At 72.0% G+C, this 20,066-nt stretch carries 4 protein-coding genes and 1 pseudogene; 2 read left to right on the top strand and 3 right to left on the bottom strand.

Going from position 1 to position 20,066, the window contains the following annotated elements; all coding sequences use genetic code 11:
• Positions 1-68: 68 nt before the first annotated feature.
• The gene (locus ACZ3YO_RS21325; protein ID WP_465547599.1) at positions 69-1,319 is read right to left on the bottom strand and encodes an MFS transporter; all 1,251 of its coding nucleotides are present in this window, start codon (positions 1,317-1,319) and stop codon (positions 69-71) included.
• Positions 1,320-1,501: 182 nt separating this feature from the next.
• Here ACZ3YO_RS21325 and ACZ3YO_RS21320 point away from each other — a divergent pair, with 182 nt between their 5' ends.
• Both ACZ3YO_RS21320 and ACZ3YO_RS21315 read left to right on the top strand, forming a co-directional pair.
• Entirely contained in the window at positions 1,502-8,815 is a 7,314-nt protein-coding gene (locus tag ACZ3YO_RS21320; RefSeq protein ID WP_465571447.1) for an amino acid adenylation domain-containing protein, read from the top strand.
• On the top strand, positions 8,815-9,801 hold the full coding sequence (locus ACZ3YO_RS21315; protein WP_465547597.1) for a TauD/TfdA family dioxygenase: 987 nt from the start codon (positions 8,815-8,817) through the stop codon (positions 9,799-9,801). The genes ACZ3YO_RS21320 and ACZ3YO_RS21315 overlap by 1 nt, the downstream gene beginning before the upstream one ends.
• A 320-nt stretch (positions 9,802-10,121) precedes the next feature.
• On the opposite strand, the pseudogene ACZ3YO_RS21310 reads toward ACZ3YO_RS21315, so the two are convergent.
• Positions 10,122-10,307, bottom strand: a pseudogene (locus tag ACZ3YO_RS21310) (IS5/IS1182 family transposase); the annotation flags it as partial.
• A 90-nt stretch (positions 10,308-10,397) separates the two neighbouring features.
• Positions 10,398-17,756, bottom strand: coding sequence for a LamG-like jellyroll fold domain-containing protein (locus tag ACZ3YO_RS21305; protein ID WP_465571443.1), 7,359 nt, complete (start codon positions 17,754-17,756; stop codon positions 10,398-10,400).
• Between the last annotated feature and the right edge of the window lie 2,310 nt (positions 17,757-20,066).

Raw genomic sequence — 20,066 nt, 5'->3', positions numbered from 1 at the left:
CTGACCCCGCGCCGGACCGCGTTGAGCCCCGCTCGTCAACGATGACGAGCGGGGCATCGCACGGTGGTTCAGCCGGCCGCCGCCACGGGCTCCGGCGCGTGCAGCTCGGCCAGGCTCGGTGCCTTGCGGATCGCGGGGCTGACGCTCGCGGCGACCGCGAGAAAGAGCATCCAGCAGGACAGCACCGCCACCGTGGCACCGGCACTGATCCAGCGCAGCAGCAGACCGCCGACCAGCGAGCCGAGCGGGATGGCTCCGAAGGCGATCATGCGTGCCGCGCCCTGCACCCGGCCCAGAATGCGATCCGGCGTCACTGCGAGCTGGTAGGCCACCACCACCACGTTCCACACCGGGCCGACGAAGCACATCAGCGCGTACACCGCCCCGATCAGATAGGGGTCGTGCACCACCAGCAGCACCGGGACCACCAGCGCCCACGCCCAGTTCGCCCCGATCACCACGGTCCTCATCGACAGCCGGCGCTCCAGCGCGGGCGCGGCCAGCGAACCGAGCACCCCGCCGACCGCGGCCACGCCGAACATCACACCGACCGCGCCCGACGAGCCGCCGTCGGCGCGGGCGATCACGATGACGGTCAGGAACAGCGCCTGGAACAGCAGGTTGCTGCCCGCGACCAGCAGGGTGGTCACGCGCAGGAAGGGCTGGCGCCACAGCCAGGAGATCCCGGCGGCGAGCTCCGTGGTCAGCCGACCCGGCCGGTCGGCCGGCTCGGCCCGGAAGTCCTTCCTGATCATCAGCAGCGTGGTCAGCGACACCGCGTAGCTGACCGCGTCGAAGAGGAACGGGATCGCCCTGCCGAGCCCGAACAGCAGACCGCCGAGCGGCTGGCCGAACACAACGGCTCCCCGGGTGCGCGCCTCGTTGCGGGCGAGCGCGAGCGCGTACTGCGAGGGGTCCACCAGGGTGGTCACGGCCGCCGCCTCGGCGATCCCGAAGCACACCGTGAGCGTGCCCTCGATGAACCCGACGACCAGCACGTGCGCCAGCACCAGCCGGTCGGCGGCCAGGGCCAGGGCCAGGCTGCCGATGGCCAGGCCGCGCAGGACGTCGCACCAGATCATCACCCGTCGCCGGTTCCACCGGTCGACCAGCGCGCCGGCCGGGAGCTGGAACAGCAACTGCGGCAGGAGCGCGACGAACCCGGTAAACCCGGCGCTGGCGGGCGAGCCGGTGAGGTAGAGGACCAGCAGCGGATAGGCGACCGTCGTCGCGTTCGAACCGAGTTCGGACACCACCGCGCCCTGCCAGAGCAGCAGGAAGTCCCGGTTGTGCCGCAGCGGTTGCACCTTTTTTGTCATGCGCCGATGCTGCGCGGGCGCGAACGGCCGGGAGCAGAGAAGGACCGGCAGTCACGCGCGCAGTCACAGCCGTGCGAAGTGTGCCGTAGTGACTCTGCCGACGCCGACCGCCGACCCGGCAGGCTGAGGCCCAGCCCACCCCCCAGTTCCTGGTTGACCACCGCAAACACAGGAAGGCCCAGATGAGCACGAGCTCCACTGCCCGCGCTGAGTTGCTGCAGCGGCGCCTGCGCGGCCTGACGAAGGCGAAGCACAGCGACGAGATCGCCACGGTGTGCCGAGACGGCGAGTTGCCGCCGTCGTTCGCGCAGCGCCGCCTGTGGGTGCTCGACCAGATCCAGCCGGGCGGCACCGAATATCTGATGGCGTTGCAGCTCAGACTGCCCGGCCCACTGGACGAGGCGGCACTGCGGCGTGCGCTGGACGAGATCGCCGCCAGGCACGAGGTGCTGCGCACCCGGTACGTGACGGTGGACGACGAGCCGCTGCAGGTGATCGACGCGCCCGGCGCCGTCGCCTACACCCGGGTCGACCTGTCCGGCAGCGACCGGGACGCCGCCGAGCAGCGGTTCGCCGAGCTGGTGGCCGAGGCCGGCGAGCGGCCGTTCGACCTGGCCGGCGAGCAGCCGATCCGGGCGCTGCTGGTCCGCCTGGCCGACGACGAGTGCGCTCTGCTGCTGACCCTGCACCACATCGCCTCCGACGGTTGGTCGGAGTCGGTCCTGCTGTCCGAACTGGACCGGCTGTACTCGGCTTTCGCGGCCGGTCTGCCCTCCCCGCTGCCCCCGCTGCGGGTGCAGTACGCGGACTTCGCCGCCTGGCAGCGCGAACGGCTCTCCGGCCCCCGACTCGCCGAGCAACTCGGCTACTGGCGCTCGAAGTTGTCCGGCCTGGAGCCGCTCCGCCTGCCGACCGACCGGCCGCGCGGGCCGGTGCGCGACGCCGCCGGCGCCGAGGTCTCCTTCGAGCTGCCGAAGACGCTCGCCGAGGCCCTGGTCCGGCTGGGCCGGGAGCACGGCGCGACGCCGTACATGGTCACACTGGCCGCCTTCCAGCTGCTGCTCGGCCGGTACTGCCGGCAGAGCGACGTGGCGGTCGGCACCCCGGTGGCCGGGCGCAACCACCCCGACACGCACGAGTTGATCGGCCTGTTCGTCAACACGGTGGTCCAGCGCACCGATCTGTCCGGCGACCCGTCCTTCGTGGAGCTGCTCGCCCGGGTGCGCGAGGACGTGCTGAGCGGCTTCGAGCACCAGGACACCCCGTTCGAGCTGCTGGTCCAGGAGTTCGCGCCGGAACGGGACGCCTCCCGCACCCCGCTGGTGCAGGTGACCTTCCAACTGGTCGACGCCGAGCCGGCCGGGTCGCCCACCGGTCTGGGCGGCGAGCAGCGGCCGGTCGACTGGGAAACCGCGAAGTTCGACCTCAGTCTCGGCCTGGTCCGGCGGCCGGACGGCTCGATGGCGGGCCATCTGGAGTACGCCACCGCGCTGTTCGACCCGGCGACGATCCAGCGGATGGCCGGCCACTACCTGCGGCTGCTGGAGGGCGCCGTGGCCGCGCCGGAGCACGCGGTGAGCCGCTTGGAGCTGCTGACCGCTCCCGAGCGCGAGCAGTTGCTCACCGACTGGGCCGGGACCGGCTCCACCGAGCCGGTCCGGCAGAGCATCCCCGAGGTGTTCCGGAGCTGGGCCGAGCGCACCCCCGACGCGGTCGCGGTGAGCTGCGACGGCGCCGACCTGACCTACGCCGAGCTCGACGCCAGGAGCAACCGGCTGGCCCACCGGCTGCGCTCGCTGGGCGTGCGGACGGACCAGCTGGTCGGCGTCCGCCTGGAGCGCGGCCTCGACCTGGTGGTGGCTCTGCTCGGCGTGCTCAAGTCCGGGGCCGGCTACCTGCCGCTCGACCCGGGACAGCCGGCCGAGCGACTGGCCTACATCCTGGCCGACTCCGAGGTGTCCGTCGTGGTCAGCCGGGAGCCGGCCGGCGACGCGGTCGCCACGGTGTCGCCCGACGCCCCGGCGGGCGACTGGCCGGACACCGCCCCCGCCCCCGCCGCGGGTGCGGGTGCGGACAACGTGGCCTACGTCATCTACACCTCGGGCTCCACCGGCAGGCCGAAGGGCGTGCCGGTGACCCACGCCAACGTGCTGCGGCTGCTACGGTCCTGCGAGGCCGACTTCGGCTTCGGCCCCACCGACGTGTGGACGCTCTTCCACTCCTACGCGTTCGACTTCTCGGTCTGGGAGCTGTGGGGGGCGTTGCTGCACGGCGGCCGGGCCGTCGTGGTGCCGTTCGCCGTCTCCCGCTCCCCGCAGGACTTCCTCGAGCTGCTGGTCGCCGAACGCGTCACCGTCCTCAACCAGACGCCCTCGGCCTTCCGGGTGCTGGGCGAGGCGGTGGCCGAGGCCGGGCTGCGGCCGGACGCCCTGGCGCTGCGGACCGTGGTCTTCGGCGGCGAGGCCCTCGACGTGGCCGAGCTGGAGCCGTGGTTCGCCCGGTTCGGCGACAGCGGCCCGGTCCTGGTGAACATGTACGGGATCACCGAGACCACCGTGCACGTGACGTACCGCCCGCTGCACGCGGCCGAGGCGGCCGGGACGCGCCCGAGCCCGATCGGCCGGCCGCTGCGCGATCTGCGCGTCTACCTGCTGGACGACGACCTCAACCTGGTGCCGGCCGGCATGCCCGGCCAGGTCTTCGTCTCCGGCCCCGGGCTGGCCCGCGGCTACCTCGGCCGCCCGGCGCTGACCGCGGAGCGATTCGGCCCGGACCCGTACACGACGCAGCCGGGGGCGCGCATGTACCGCACCGGCGACGTGGCGCGCTTCGGGCCGGGCGGCGACCTCGAGTTCCTCGGCCGGGCCGACGACCAGGTCAAGATCCGCGGGCACCGGATCGAGCCGGGCGAGATCGAGGCGGCCCTCGGCCGGCTCCCGGACGTCGACAAGAGCGTGGTGCTCGCTCACCGGCGCAGCGGCGAACGCGAGGCGCGGCTGGTCGCCTACCTGACGGCCGGGGCCGGCCGCCGGATCGACGTGGCCCGGCTGCGCGAGGACCTCGGCCGGGTCCTGCCGGCCTACATGGTCCCCGCGGTCTTCGTCCCGCTGGACACGCTGCCGGTGACGGCCAATGGAAAGACCGACCGCCGGGCGCTGCCCGATCCGGACGCGCACCGGGCCCAGGCCGACGAGGAGTACGTCGCGCCCCGGACCCCGGTCGAGCGGACCGTCGCGGAGACCTGGGCCGAGGTGCTCGGGCTCGAACGGGTCGGCGCGCAGGACAACTTCTTTGCCTTGGGCGGCGACTCGATCCGCGCCATCCGCGTGGTCGGAGCGCTGCGCCGGCGAGGGGTCGAACTGACCGTGCAGAACCTGCTGGTGTACCAGAGCGTCGCCGCCCTCGCCCGGTTCGCGCAGTCGGCGAGCGCGCAGGCGACGGCAGCGGACGCCGCCGGCGTGGAGGAGCAGCGGGTCGAGCCGTTCGCCCTGCTGAGGCCGCAGGACCGGGCGAAGCTGCCGGCCGGCCTGGCGGACGCCTACCCGATGTCCATGGTGCAGGCGGCCATGGCCTACCAGATGGTCTCGGACCAGGACGACAGCCCGTACCACAACATCACGCTGTTCCCGTTCCTCGACGACGCGCCGTTCTCGCTGCCCGCGATGCGCGAGGCGGCGCGGCTGCTGGCCGGCCGGCACGAGATCCTGCGCACCAGCTTCGATCTCACCGGCTTTTCCGAGCCGCTGCAGCTGGTGCACGCCGAGGGCACCATCGAGGTCGGCTACGACGACCTCCGCACGCTCGGCGCCGAGGAGGCCGAGCAGACGCTGCGGCGGTTCACCGCGGACACCCGGCGCAGCCCCTTCGACCTCGGCCGGGCGCCGATGCTCAGCTTCCACGTGCACCAGACGGCCGAGGACCGCTGGACCTTCTCCTTCATCGAGTGCCACGCCATCCTCGACGGCTGGAGCCACCACTCGCTGCTCGATGAGCTGATGACGGACTACCGGGCGCTGCGGGCCGGCCGCGAGGCGGCCGCTCCCGGAACGCACACCGTGCGCTTCGCCGACCACATCGCCCTGGAGAAGCGCTCGCTGGAGTCCGCCGAGGACCGCGCGTTCTGGCGCGACCAGGTCTCCCGATTCGACCGGGTCGAGCTGCCGGTCGCCTGGGCCGCCGCCCCGGACGCCGGGGAGGCGCCGTACCAGACAACGGTGCTGTTCGAGGATCTGGAGCCCGGCCTGCGCCGGCTGGCGGCCGCCGCCGGGGCCCCGCTCAAGAGCGTGCTGTTCGCCGCGCACCTGAAGGTGCTCAGCGTGCTCAGCGGCAGCGACCGCTTCCACACCGGCCTGGTCTGCAACGGGCGGCTGGAGACCGACGGCGGCGACCTGGTCCGCGGCATGCACCTGAACACCCTGCCGCTGGGGGTCGAGCTGACCGGGTCGAACTGGACCGAGCTGGTCGGCCAGGTCTTCGCCGCCGAGGTGGCGGCCTGGCCGCACCGCCGGTTCCCGCTGCCGGAGATGCAGCGCGAGTGGGGCGGCGGCACGCCGCTGGTCGACATCGCCTTCACCTACCTGGACTTCCACGTCCTGGACACCCGGCCGATCGAGTCCGCGAAGGTCGTGGACGTCAGCCCGAACGAGTTCGGGCTGGACGTGTGGACCTTCCCCGGCGTGCTGTACGTCTCCGGTCGGCCCGAGCGGATCAGCCGCGCCAACGGGCAACGGCTGGCCGGGCTGTACCGCACGGTCCTGGAGAGCATGGCCGCCGACCCGGCCGGCGACTCCCGCCACAGTGCCGTGGACGAGCGCGAGAGGTCCCTGCTGCTCTCCTTCGCCGCCGGCCCCGACACCGCCTACCCCGAGCTGTGCCTGCACGAGCTGTTCGAGCAGCAGGTCTCCCGCACCCCGCAGGCGACCGCGCTGCGGTGCGCCGACGGCACGACCGTCGGCTACGCCGAACTCAACGCCAGGGCCAACCGCCTGGCCAGGCGCCTGCGTTCGCTCGGCATCGGCCAGGAGTCCCGGGTCGGCGTGCTGCTGCGGCGGGGACCGGAGCTGGTGGTCGCGCTGCTCGCCGTGCTCAAGGCCGGCGCCGCCTACCTCCCGCTCGATCCGGCCCACCCGGCGCAGCGGCAGGCCACCCTGGTCGCCGACACCGACGCCCGGGTGGTCGTCACCCAGAGCGAGCTGACCGGCCTGCTCGCCGACTGCCCGGCCGAGCGGTACCTGGTCGACGCCGACACGGCGGTCGCCGACCAGTCGCCGGAGAACCTCGAGCGGACCGCCACACCGGACACGCTCGCCTACGTCATCTACACCTCGGGCTCGACCGGCACGCCGAAGGGCGTGATGATCGAGCACCGCAACGTGGTCAACTACGTCTGCTGGTGCCTGGGCGGCTACACCCCGCTGGGCGGCACGGGCGCACCGCTGTACTCCTCGATGGCCTTCGACCTGCCGGTCACCTCCCTGTTCCCCGCCCTGCTGTCCGGCCAACCGGTCACGCTCGTCGAGGACGACGGCACGCCCGGGATCGACGCCCTGGTCGCGGCGCTGGAGCAGGGCGGGTTCGGCATCCTCAAGCTGACCCCCTCCCACCTCGCCCTGCTCAACCAGTCGCTGTCACCCCAGGGCCTGCGCACCGCGGCGGGCCGGCTGATCGCCGGCGGCGAGGAGCTGACCCGGGAGAAGGTCTCCCGCTGGGCCGAGTTCGCGCCGGACACCGTGGTGGACAACGAGTACGGTCCGACCGAGACCACGGTCGGCTGCTCCCACCTCGAAGGCACCGCGGCCGACCTCGAAGCGGGCGTGCTGCCGATCGGCCGGCCGTTCTCCAACACCACGATGCGGGTGCTCGACCGGACGATGGAGCTGGTACCGGTGGGCGTGGTGGGCGAGTTGTACATCGGTGGCGCGCAACTGGCCCGCGGCTACGTGGAGCGGCCGGGCCTGACCGCCGAGCGCTTCGTGCCCGATCCCTACGCCGAGGTGCCCGGCGGGCGGCTCTACCGCACCGGGGACCTGGCCCGCTACCGTGCCGACGGAGTGCTGGAGTTCGCCGGCCGCGTCGACCACCAGGTGAAGATCCGCGGCTTCCGCATCGAGCCGGGCGAGGTCGAGGCCGCGCTGCGCCGGGAGGCCGACCTGCGCGAGGTGGCCGTGCGCGTGCACACGACGCCGAGCCACGAGCGGGAGCTGGCCGCCTATCTGGTGCCGGCCGACGGGACCGAGCTCGACCCGGTCGCGCTGCGCGACCGGCTGGCCCGGATCCTGCCGGCCCACCTGGTGCCGTCCAGGTACCTGGTGCTCGACAACCTGCCGATGACCCCGAGCGGCAAGGTGGACCTGGCCGCGCTGCCGCGGATCGACGAGGCCACGACCACCAGGCCCTACCGGGCGCCGCGCACGGCTGTGGAGAACATCCTGGCCAGGGCCTGGGCCGAGGCCCTGGGAGTGGCCGAGGTCGGTATCGACGACAGCTTCGCCGAACTCGGCGGCCACTCCATGACCGTGATGCGGGTGATCGTCAAACTCCGTGCCGAGCACGGCTACCGGCTGTCCTTCCAGGACTTCTACCGGCACCGGACGGTGGCCGAACTGGCCGTCGCGGTGACGGACGCGAGGGCCGACACCCCGTCCGGCTCGCAGGCCGCGGACTCGATCGTGTGGCTGCGCCGGGCAGGCACCAAGCCGCCGTTGTTCTGCATCCACCCGGGCAGTGCGCACTGGTTCGCCGAACTCGCCGAGCACCTCCCGGCCGACCAGCCGGTGGCCGCGTTCGAGTGGCCCGGGCTGACCCGGCCGTGCCCCGCCCCGGAGAGCGTCGAGCAGATCGCCGAGCTCAACCTGGCCGAACTGCGGCGGATCGCCCCGACCGGGCCGTACCGGCTGCTCGGCTGGTGCGGGGGAAGCCAGATCACCAGTGAGATGGTCAGGCGGCTGCGGGCAGCCGGCGAGGACGTCACCTTCATGCTGCTCGATCCCGCTCTGGACACCTACGAGCGGGAGAACATGCACGACTTCGTGCGCAGGTTCCAGTACGCCGAGGCGGTGCTCGCCGAGCTCGCCGAGGCGAGCGGGGAGCGGATCGGCGAACTCCAGCAGGAGGCGGTGACCGTCCTCACCAAGATCATCGACGAGGGTGAGGTGGACCCGCCGGTGCCCGGGGACCAGTTCTGGCCCTCCCGGGTCCGGGTCTGGCGGGAACTGCTGCAGACCCGGCTCGACTACCGCCACACGCCCGTCCCCGCCCGGCTGCACCTGCTGGCCGGCGACGAACTGGCCGCCGGCGAGCACGAGGTCGCGGTCGGGGTGAGCTTCACGGACTTCACCGCACGGTGGGCCGAACTGGCCACCGAGGGGATCGAGGTCCACCGGGTGAGCGGCAACCACCTCGGTGTCCTGCGCGCGCCCCACGTCGCGGACGTGGCCGAGCTGCTGACCAGCCTGTTCGAGAGCGACACCACGGCGAGCAAGAGGGATGTGAAGTGATGCCGACCATACTCACGGCCGACTCGCAGCTGGGCGTGGTGGCGCTGGACCCGGGCGTCGCACCGGCCCTGGAGGCGGTCGCCGCGGCTCTGCTGCCGGTGGCCGACGGGCGCGTCGACGACGTCCGGTGGCTGCGCGAGGCCGGTCGACGGTGGCACGAACTGCCGTTGGCGCTGCGCAGGTCCCTCTCGGCCTTCCGGCGCGACTCCGGACCCACCGGGGCGCTGCTCGTCCGCGGCCTGCCGGTGGACCAGGAGCTGCTGCCCGACACGCCGATGGTCAGCGGCTCCGTCCAGCGGGAGGCGACCATCCCGGCCGGCGCGCTGATGCTCGTCACCAGTGCGCTGGGCGACCCCATCGCGTTCCGCCCGGAGAAGTCCGGCGCGATGGTGCAGGACGTCGTGCCGGTGCCGGGCAACGAGGAGTTCCAGGGCAATGAGGGCTCGGTGCTGCTGGACTTCCACACCGAGAACGCCTTCCACCCGTACCGGCCGGACTACGTGCTGCTGCTGTGCCTGCGGGCCGACCACGAACGGGTGGCCGGGCTCCGGACCGTGTGCATCCGCCAGGTCCACCGGCTGCTCGGTGAGGACCACCGCGCGGTGCTGTTCAGACCCGAGTTCGTCACCAGCCCGCCACCGTCCTTCGGGGCGGGGACGACACAGCCGCAGCCGCACGCGGTGCTCAGCGGCGCGCCGGACGACCCGGACATGGTGGTCGACTTCGCGGCGACCGAGCCGCTGACCGAACGGGCCGCAGCCGCCCTGCGCGCGTTGCAGTCCCTGTTCGGCCGCCACGCGCTCACCCACCACCTCGTCCCCGGCGACCTGGCCATCGTCGACAACTCGGTGACCGCGCACGGCCGGACCGAGTTCACCCCGCGCTACGACGGGCGGGACCGCTGGCTGCAGCGCTCGTTCGCGGCACGCGACCTGCGCCGCTCGCTCTCCCACCGGCCGGGCGACGGCCATGTGCTGCTCGGTTAGCGGCCGACAACTGCAGGCGATCGTGTACGGGGTGCGCACCTCGCTCACGGCCACCGGCGGCGACGGGCGCGCCCGTCCCCGCCGCGCGGGACCTGCGGAGCTTCGCGGACCGCGGCGTCCCGCCGGGCGCCGCGGCGTCCGGAGCCGGCCGTGGTGAGGCGTTCGCGCAGGCCGACTTCCAGAAGGCCTACCTCTGAGAAGGCCGACCCCTGACCGGACGTGCACGCGTGCTCGTGGTGAGGCGTAAGGCTGTCGACGAGCGCGTACTCAGCGAAGTTCGTCGCCACTATCCGGTGTGACCGACCTCTGAGCGGGGCGTTTCACGCCGGGCGGAGCCGCAGGCGGATCGGGGCCACGGTGACCGTCCCATGGAAGACGTACGTCCTCTTGTCGCGGCGCGTGGCGACGGCTTGGACGTCCTTGGCCCGCTTGCCGGTCCGCTCGACTTCGTCGCGGTGGCGGTAGCCCGTCGTGTCGGACCCGGTCGGCCGGCCACCTCGGCCACCGATCCGAGGGGGCCGACTCCGGTCGGTCACCTCGCCCTGCGTCAGGGAGGGTGCCCGGCCCTCCGGTGTTGCCGGAGGGCCGGGCGGGTGTCAGTTCTCTATTCCGAAGTAGCGGGTGAGGTAGTCGATGATCTCGGGGGCGTGGGGGACGAGTTCGGGCAGCTGGGTGGCGAGCGCGTCGCGGGTGGCGGCGGCCAGGCCGGCGCTGCTGGTGGCGGCGGGGCGGACGTAGGGTTCGAGGCGCTTGATCAGCTCGTAGTTGCTGTCGATGTTCTCGGCGCGCATCGCCTTCTCCAGCGGCGGCGCGGTGGGCGGCGGGACGGGCGCGAGCACCCGGCTGACGTAGGTGACCCGGTGCAGGACGCGCCAGCACGGGGGCTTGGCGGAGTTCTGGCGGGTCTGCCGCAGGGCCGCGGCGTCGGGGGCGTCGCTGTTCGACAGCCAGACCGGGTCGACGACCTTGTGGTAGAAGTCGTCGAAGTTGGCGCTGTTCTCGCCGAGGTAGAAGCTGAGGAAGCGGTAGGCGTCCACCTTGCCCGGCACCAGGACGGGCTTGCCGGCCGCGTCGTAGACGGGCTTGCCGTCCTTGTCCCGGCGCTGGAGGTCCCCGGATGGCGCGCACTGGACGTCGAGGCCGAAGCTGCGGGAGGTGTCCCTGCTCTTGGCCCGGGTGACGCTGAAGCCGCCGCCCCTGGAGGCGTCCAGGTGGGCGGTGAAGCCGATGCCGAGGACGCCGAAGCTGAAGTCGAAGGAGCCGCCGACCTTGCTGCTGTGGGTGTAGGAGCCGGAGGTGGTCTCGCTGACGGCGTCGGTGGCCTCGGTGGTCTCGGCGAAGAAGCCGCCCTGGGCCGTCCACACGTAGGTGTTGACCAGGTCCCGGTGCGAGAAACCGGTGGCGGTCTTGCTGCCGGCGGTGCTGCGGCGGCCGTCCGGGCCGACGGATACGCCCATCGAGCGCAGGGCCGTCCTGGCCTGTTCCTTGGCCTGGTCGTTGCTGGTGTCGTGGCCGACCTCGGTGGAGATCGACTCGTAGTAGGCCTGCAGTCGCTGCTGGTCGCGGGTGATGCGGCGCTTGAGCGCGTAGGCGTCCCGCGGCTTGAAGTAGCTGTACTCGCCGTAGTCCTTGGCCGTCGGGTAGTCGGGGTCGAGGACCTTGCCGTTGTCGTTGAAGCCGACCGTGCCGTCCAGGGTGCCCTGCTTGGTGTAGCGGGGGTTGATCGGGAAATGGATGACGTTCCAGTCCGGCGGGATGTCGGGGTTGGGCATCATCCGGTACGCGACCAGGGCGCCGGTGTGCGCCAGGCGCAGCGCGAAGACGTCGGCGGTCTGCGACTGGACCAGCGCCATGCCCGTGTTGGTGGGCACGTAGCGGCGGCCGACGGCGGAGTTGAGCACCTTGGCGGGGTCCTCGACGTAGCCGCTCAGCGCGAGCTTCGTCTTTCGGGCGGTGTTCCTGCCCTGGCTGATCTTGGTGTCCTCGCTCCAGGTGTTGGAGTACTCGAGGCTGCCCGTCGCGGCGAGCTTCAGCTGGAAGTTGGCCGCGGGGGTCGCGGTGCCGACGCCGAGTGGCGCGGTGACAGTCATGGTGCCGGCGTCGGTCTCGCCGCCGAAGGAGAAGTTGAAGGCGGTGTTGACGCTCCGGGTCCGGCTGGAGGACAGGCTCTGCACCACCTGCTCGGCCTCGCCGAACTCCACCGAGGAGGCGGCGGCGTAGCCGTCGGCCTTGTCGGTGAGGTTCTCCGAGGGCACCGGCGGGGCGCCCTCGATGTAGCCCATGAGCTGCGGGTCGAACTGGGCCTGGCCGACCCACTCGGTGACCAGGTCGCCCACCTTGTAGCCGGCGATCAGGTGCCAGCGGCCGTCGCGGACGAAGCCGTAGCAGCGCTTGAGCACGCCGAGCGCCTGGCCCCGGGCGTCGTACTGGAGGTCGGCGTACTCGGTGGCGCCGGGGGCGCCGGCGACAGTGCTGTGGAAGGGGGTGCGCACGTCGGCGAGGGCCGAGCGGACCTGGGCCGTGTCGGCGGAGATGGGCGCGGTGGAGAGCAGGATGCGCGGCCGCTTCGGGGAGAAGTCCAGGTTGTTGCCGCGCAGGCCTTCGTCGCGCACCGAGGCGGCGCCGGCGGCGGTGGAGTCCCGGTCGAACGGCCAGTAGCCGAGCAGGTCCTGCTTGTCGCCGCGCAGGCGGGTGAACAGGTTGTCGGAGATCTGCTCCCGGGTGCGGACGGTGCGCCAGATCCGCACCTCCTCCAGGGTGCCGGTCAGCAGCTCCGTCGGCTTGCCGCCCACCAGGCGCCCGCCCAGAGTGAGTTGGGCGTCGCCCCAGGCGTCGCTGTCCCGGGCGGTCACCGGGCCCTCGGACAGCGGCTCGCCGTTGCGGTAGAGCCGCAGGGCGCTGGCCCTGGGGTCGGGGTCGCGGGTCCAGCGGGCGCCGCGTAGCTTCGCCGGGAAGGAGCCGCCGACGTCGTGGGTGACGTTGCCGGTGTTCTCGTTGAAGGGCCAGCAGGCCAGCAGGCCCTTGTCGCGCGGCCCGACCGGCAGTCCGAGCTGGGGGGCGGCGCGCGCGGTGTTCCACAGCCGCACCTCGCACAGGACGCCGCGCAGTCCCCGGCCCATCTCCAGCGGGCTGGTGTTGGACTGCGGACCGGGGCCGCTGTACAGAGTGGTGCCGGCCGACACGCCGTCGAAGTAGAGGCGGATCTGCTGCACCGGCGGGCTGCTCTCGGTCAGCGTCGCGGTGGTGCGGACCTCCGGGCTGAGGCGCTCGCGCACCACGGTGAGCCGGTGGAAGGTGCCGGGCTTGACGGCCTGGCCGGTGGTGTACCGGCTGGCCTTGCCGTCGGCGTCGGCGAAGGCGAACTCCACCCGGCCGTCGGCCCGGATGCCCAGCTGGTACGGGACGCCGTCACGGCCGCCGTCGATCGCCGCTCCCTTGGCGACCAGGACCACGGGCTTGCCCAGCTGTTCTACCTGGACGAACGCCTCGATGGTGAGGTCCTCCAGGATGTTCAGCGAGTCCTGCGAGGCCACCGACAGGCCCTCGCCGCCGTCCAGGCGCACCGCCCAGGACTGGGCGAAGGTCGCGGCGACGTGCCCCCACTCGTTGCACGGGAAGCGCTCGGCCGAACGCACCACCTGGCCGCCGACCCGCGCGACCACCTGGTAACCCTTGATCGGGGAGGCCGTGTCGTTGGAGCCCTCGAAGTTCCAGTGGCCCAGCAGGCCGGGCTCCAGGCCGGACAGCCGCTGGTAGCGCTGGGCGGTGATCTCCTCCGGGGTGCGGACCCGCCCGAAGACGCGGACCTCGTCGATCTGGCCGTAGAGGTGGGATCCGGTGAACTGCTGGTGGCCCAGGACCAGCGGGCCGTTGCCGGCATAGGCTCCGGTGGCGGTGCGCCGGGCGACCTCGACGCCGTCCCGGTACAGGATCTGCTCCCGGGTGGCGTTTTTGTACACCGCGGCCCAGTGGTGCCACTCCAGGTCGGAGTAGGCCTGAGTGGTGGTCAGGTCGTCGCCGAACAGAGCGAAACCGAAGGTGTTGTCCGGCTCGAAGTGCAGGTGCAGCGTCCGGTCCTGCTGGCCGCCCTCCTGGAGGCCGTGGGTCAGCAGTGGCTCCCGGACGCTGCGGGCGTTGTCCCGCTTGGCCCACAGTTCGATGGTGAAGTCGCGGTTCGACAGGTCGAGCGAGCCGGTCAGTTCGACCTTGGAGTTGCCGAGGAACTGCCACACCGGGAGCCCGGCGGCACCGAGCGCCAGCGAGTAGGACGCCCCGTCAGTCCTGCCGTGGACGAGCCGGCCCTGCCCGGCCTCGGGGTTGACCCACGCCTCCAGGCTCAGGTCACCGCTGGGGGTGAGGGCCTGGTGCTGGGCGGCGGGCAGCGTCAGGTACTGCTCCTTGCCGTCGAAGAGGAAGGCGCGGCCGGGCATTTCGGCCCGCCAGCGGCAGCCGCGGCCGGTGACGGAGGCCTTGGCCGTGCCGTTGGGCACGGAGTCGACCCCGCCGGTGGTCAGTCCGATCAGCCGGGACCCGGCGGACAGCAGGACGCCGGGCCGGCTTGACTGCGCCCGCCCCCAGTCGTAGGCGACGAGGCTGACCTTGTCGCCGGGCTTGATCGCGGTGGTCGCCGGGGTGAGGGTGAGGCTCTTGGCGCCGATCGGGGCGTCGGCGGACGTGGCGTGGTTGGTACTGCCGATGAGCAGGTGGGCGCGGGCCGGGACGGCGACGGTGGTGGTGGCGGTGAACTCCACCGTGCTGCCCGCCACCCGGGCGACCGTGCCCAGTGGCACCGGGCGGCCGGGGCTCCCGGCCAGCGCGGCAGCCATCAGCTCGGCCTTGCGCGGCAGGGACTTCCAGGTCTCGGTGTCGGTGCCGACGGTGACGGTCAGGTCGCAGCGGCCGGGCGCGTCGCCGTCGCTGATCTCGATCGTGCACGGGTCCAGGGCGAGGGCCGGGTCGCGGGCGAGGAAGGCGAGCGTGCCGCCGTCGCCGACCAGCGTCCGGGTGCCGCGGAGGACGGCGGTGTCGTAGTACACGGCGAAGAACTGCTCGTCGATCCCGCGGAAGTACAGCACGAGGTTGCCGGTGCCGCTGTCCAGCAGGGCCGGTCGGTCGGTGCCCCGGGCGAACTCGAGCAGGCTGCCGGACAGGCTCAGGCCGGTGGCGTCCACCGAGATCAGCGGCATGGCCAGGGTCAGGTCGTCGTCGCCCTGCAGGGCGCTCGACAGCGCGGCCAACTGGCTCTGAGCGGCCTGGAGGTCGGCCTGCCGGGCGGTGAACCTGAGCTGCAGCTCGGCGGTGCGCTGCTGGGCGGTGAGCGCCTCCGCGAGCTTGCGGCGCAGCTCGTCCATCGCCGTCTTGGCGGGGCCGTACTGCTTGTCCAGCCCCGACCGCAGGCCGAGGTTCACCAGGAGGAACAGGCCCGAGTCCGCGGTGAGGCACTCGTTCGACTGGTACCCGTGCGCGAACTGGACCGTGGAGGGCGAGCCGATCGCCAGCCGGCTCTTGCGGTTGACGAGGCGGACCTCGCGGGTGGCGGTGACGTCGTTGCTGCCGGTGATCAGCATGAACTGCGCGGCCTGGTTCGCCGGGTCGCGGTTGGCCGCGTCGAGCTGGGCGAGCTCCGCAGTGGAGTCGCCGGCGACGTGCAGGTCCTGCCTGGCCGTGTTGTCGCTGACCACCCAGTAGCAGGGCCGGCCGTCCTGGCTCTGGCCGACGGGCTCCAGTCGCCAGACCGGCTTCCTCGTGGACGGGTCGCTCGGCTTGTCCTCGACGAAGACCACGATGCCGTTGTTCCCCCGGTTGCTGCTGGCGAACAGCCAGCGCCACCGGTAGCCGCTCGCCGCCACCCGCTCGGTCTTGAGTCCCAGGTTGAAGTCGTAGGCGCTCACCTGGTCCTTCTCGGCGAGGTAGCGCCGCTCCAGGTCCTCGAACCGCGGCCGCTCGCGGTCGTACTCCGCCTGGTACTCGGTCGCCTTGGCGGCCGCGCCGGCCAGCTGGGTGATCTTCAGCTGAAGGTCGGCGATCTCGGGCTCCAGCCGCTTGACCGTCTGCTGCAGGACGCTGATCTGCTCGGAGTCCTGGCCCTTCACCGGCCGTTTCAGCACCGCCGGGTCCAGCACGTCCGGCGCCTGGGCCAGCCGGCCGTCGCGGCCCACGGCGAAGTCAAGGGTCGCCATGTACGGGTCCTGGCCGTCCTTGGAAGCGAAGGCCAGCAGCACCCGGGCCTGCCGTTTGGCGGGCTTCGGGTCGGGGCGGTAGCCGGCGACGACGTTCTCCTGCTGGTGGTAGAGCACGGCCGACATGCCGGACTCGACCGTGCGCCCCTTGAGGGTGAAGCTGTCGCGCCGCACCCCGGGGTGGTCGCCGACCGGGGCGTCCGAGCCGGTCCACTGCGCGTCGGCACTGAGCGTGCCGTGCAGGGCGTTGTCCGTCTGGTCGTAGGCGGTGGTGCCGCTGCCCTCGTCGAAGCGATAGTAGGCCGCCAGGCCCGGCTCGTTGCCGATCAGCCGGTGGTTCATGTTCTCGGTGAGCTCGGTTCGGGAGCGCACCCGGTTCCAGATCCGCAGCTCGTCGAGGTCCCCGTCGAAGTGGTCGCCGGCGTCGGCCTTGCCGACCAGGGTGTTCCCGCCGGTGGCCGGGGTGAATGGCAGCGCCCCGCTGCCGGCGGGCCGGCCGTTGACGTACAGCTGCGCGGTGGTGCCGTCGAAGGTGGCGGCGATGTGGGTGTACGTGTCCGCGGGGACGGTCTCGGTGGAGGTGAGCGGGGCGGGCGCCCCGGTGTGGGTGAGCTTCACCGCGCCGGTGGTGTCCACGCTCAGCTGGTACTCGCCGCCCCGGCCGAGCACCGGGCCGTCGTTCGAGCTCGGCTTCACCCAGGCCTCGATCGAGTACGCCTTGCCGCCGAAGCGCAGCGCCGCCGGATCGCCCAGGTCGACGCAGGGGTCGGTACCGGTCAGCCGCAGCGCCGTCTCCGCGTGCCCCTCGCTGCCCGTGACCGGGACCAGCTCGCGCCCGGTGAACGGACAGGTGCCCGGGCTGCGTTCGAACACCGAGTCCCGGTAGAGCGGATCCGGGCTGGTGTAGAAGCGGGTGCCGAGGGTGTTGAACAGGCCCTGGGCGCCCTGCTCGACGTTGAAGCAGTCGACCCGCCCGGTGGCGTCGTTGTGGGCGAACAGCTGCCAGCGCTGCACGTTGCTGACCGCGGTGGGCACCAGCACGGCGGCGAACCGGCCGCGGGTCAGGTTCCGGACGAAGGACAGCTCCTGGGTCGGCTCGTGGAACGGGCGGCCCTCCATGTCCTCGGTGCCCAGGCTGTCCTTGGCCGACTCGGGGCGGGTGGCGTGCCGGCTGCGCTTGAAGCGCACCTCCAGGACCGGCTTGAGCTTGCCGTCCACCAGCAGGAACCGGTCGACCAGCAGGGTGTCGCGCACCAGCGGCACCTTCTTCGCCCCGCTGAGCACGTAGTCGCCGCGGGTGGCGTCCCCCGAGCAGCCGCCGCCGGTCAGCTTGTGCACCGCGTCGGTGTGCGTCGCGCCGATCGACTGCCGCAGCACCACCAGGTAGGTGCCGTCGGAGACCACGTGGAACGGCGCGTCCGCCGTCAGCCGGGCGGTGCTGGAAAGGAAGGAGTCGGTCTCACCGGCCGTCGGCCGGTCATCGGGGCCCGCCTCGGCCCCGCCGCGCTTGACCGTGGGCATCGCCGTCGCCCCGACGACGGCGTACCCCACCTCGGCCAGCTCACGGGGGAAGGCGAGTTCGGCGGGGTCCTCGCTCCAGTATGCGGAGTCGATCTCCCCCTTGGTCTGCTGGCCGGACAGGTCGAGCACGGAGTAGACGATCCGGCGCGCCGCGTCCATCGCGAACGCGATGGTCGTGCCCTGATGCCGGGCCATCGTCACGTGCCGGTACGACCGGTCTCCGTAGATTTTGAGCAGGGATTCCTGAGGTGCCACTGTTCCCCTCCCACGAGCATGGACGCCTGCTCCGGCCCGTCCCCCGTCCCGGAGCGGCGACGAATGTGCCGCGCACCCCTGACGAGGCGTCGGCAAGTCTGGCATCGGAGCTTCGGCGGAGAGGTCCGGTTGAACTTACTCTCTTCACAACCGACTTGAACGGTGCGGCTGGTGGCCGGGACACCGCGTTCCGGTCGTCGGGGCTGGGCGCCGCCTCCAGACCGGCGCGGGTCGGGGAGCTGGAGAGGCGGGCGAAAGGGGTTGACCGTGCCGCGACCCCGCCTCATGCGCGGCGATGGCCCTGACCGTCGGTTTCTCCGTCATAGCTTGTCCCGGACGGGCACTGTGCGTTGCCGGCCCGCTGGCGTGCCGACGACCCGAGCCTGAGCCTGCACCAGACGGAGGTCGGCTCGCTCCTCGACATCTTCGACCGCACCGGGGAGCTGCCTCGAGCGCTTTCGGGCTGCCACACCCGCGCGGTAGTACGCGCAGGCGGCTTTCGTGTCCTGGCCCAGCGTCTTTGCCTGACGCGGGCGGAGGCGACCGCGTTCTCCCTGCTACTGACCGCGTTGACGCAGGAGAACCTCGGCACGGTAGCCACCTGGCCTGCCGCTCAATTCCATCCTGGCGGGGCGCGCGAGGACGAAGGACTCGTGCTGATCTGGGCCCGCTACCCGAACACCCCCCAACGCCCCTTCAAGACCTTCTTTCTGCGGAGGACCTGGACGCCTATCGCGCACATGTCCTCGGCCTTTCACGCAAAGAGGGCCGGAAGATCGACATGCTCGCCGCAGTCCGCACGTTGTGGCTCTACGGCCCCCATCTACCCGAGGAAGGACGCCTGTCCACCGGCTACCCGCGGCCGAGAGCCTCCGACGACGATCCGAAGCGGCCCCGCGTCATCCGACTCCCAACAGCCCGCGGCACCACCATCGGATCCTGCAGTTGACACCGACACAAGCGGCCAGGCACCCCACGCAGCACGTCAGCCGCTGTTGCCGGCGAACCCGAGATGCAGAGGCAGGTACGGATGAATCGCGTGCCCAGCCACGTACGGGAACCGAGCCGGCGCCCACGCACAGCTGCATGCAGGGGAAGCGTCGCACAACCCCTCGGCCCGGAATGTGGATGCGGGCCCAGCCTCTCTCTAGAGCCGAGGGCTGTTGCCTCGTTCTGTGTGGGCCGCTATCCCTGACCGTTGTGGCCCCGGTTTATGGGACCGGGTGTCGGGCCTGGTTGCGGTGCTTGGTCAGGGTAGTGGGGAGGTGAGGCCGGCGGGAGCGGATGCGGGCCCGGGGCGGCGACGGTGGTGTGGGTGGCGCTGGTGAGGCTGGCGGCTGCGGTGCCTCCCATGCCGAGTACGGCTACGGCCACCGCTGCTGCGGCGGCGGTTCTGCGTTTCATGGACATGCTGTTTCCTTCGGCGATGCCGCGGGGGCGTGCTCGGGGAACACGGTGCCGTGAGCGGTGGAATCGATCACCGTTGCTCGTGTCGACGGACTGGCCACTTGTCTGAAGAATCCGGTGCATGGCCCGCGTGAGGAGCGGCGTATGGCCTGTCGCCCAACGGCACCAGAAACCCGGCCGGGCGTCGGGCCCGGGGTCCGTTCTTCTCGTCGGCTCGCTGTGCGTGGGAGCCGGTGCGCACCGGATGTAACCAGGTTATGCCCGATTCCTGGTGGGGGACAGGGGTGGCGGGCGGGCCATTGATGCGGCGGTGACGGGCAGCTACGTTCCGGCTTCGGATCCGCATGTTCCCCGAGTCAGACCCCCTCCGTCACAAGATCAGCGACAGAGCCATTCACCCACGTAGCTCTGCACCTCACCTCGTACACCGGCGACAGCGAACTGCATCACATCGGCGCCGCCGGAATGCAACACGCCCTGCTGTCAGCGTCGCGAACACGGCGCTGACAATGGGGTACTCAATGACCACACGAAGTCATCCGTACTTCATCGTCCGCCAGCCACGCGGACTGGTGGCAGCCGCCCTGCAGTACGCCCATGTCCACACGAAAGTGACCTTGAGCTACGCGGGCAGCTCCGACACGACGTGGATGGACGACACCCAGCCGCCGTCTGACGGTCGGGCTCGGGTCGGAGTGCGGCCGCCGGGGCACCCGCGCCTTCGCGCGGGCGTCCCGGTGGCCGTGTCGGCCCGGCCTGGCCGGTGGTGCGGTCTTGTCTCGGTCAGTGTTGGAGGGTGAGGAGGGCGGGGCGCCAGGGGAGTTGGTCGTAGGGGCCGGTGGCGTTGGGGGACTTGCCCTGGTAGAGGAGTTGGAGGTTGCAGGGGTCGATGGTCATGGTCTG

The sequence above is a fragment of the Kitasatospora sp. NPDC022785 genome (assembly GCF_055561295.1).
This window is presented reverse-complemented; position numbering and strand designations above follow the sequence as displayed.

Bases quoted from the DNA above. Each gene is read 5' to 3' on its own strand.
- ACZ3YO_RS21325 (WP_465547599.1), bottom strand. From the start codon at position 1,319: ATGACAAAAAAGGTGCAACCGCTGCGGCACAACCGGGACTTCCTGCTG.
- ACZ3YO_RS21320 (WP_465571447.1), top strand. From the start codon at position 1,502: ATGAGCACGAGCTCCACTGCCCGCGCTGAGTTGCTGCAGCGGCGCCTG.
- ACZ3YO_RS21315 (WP_465547597.1), top strand. From the start codon at position 8,815: ATGCCGACCATACTCACGGCCGACTCGCAGCTGGGCGTGGTGGCGCTG.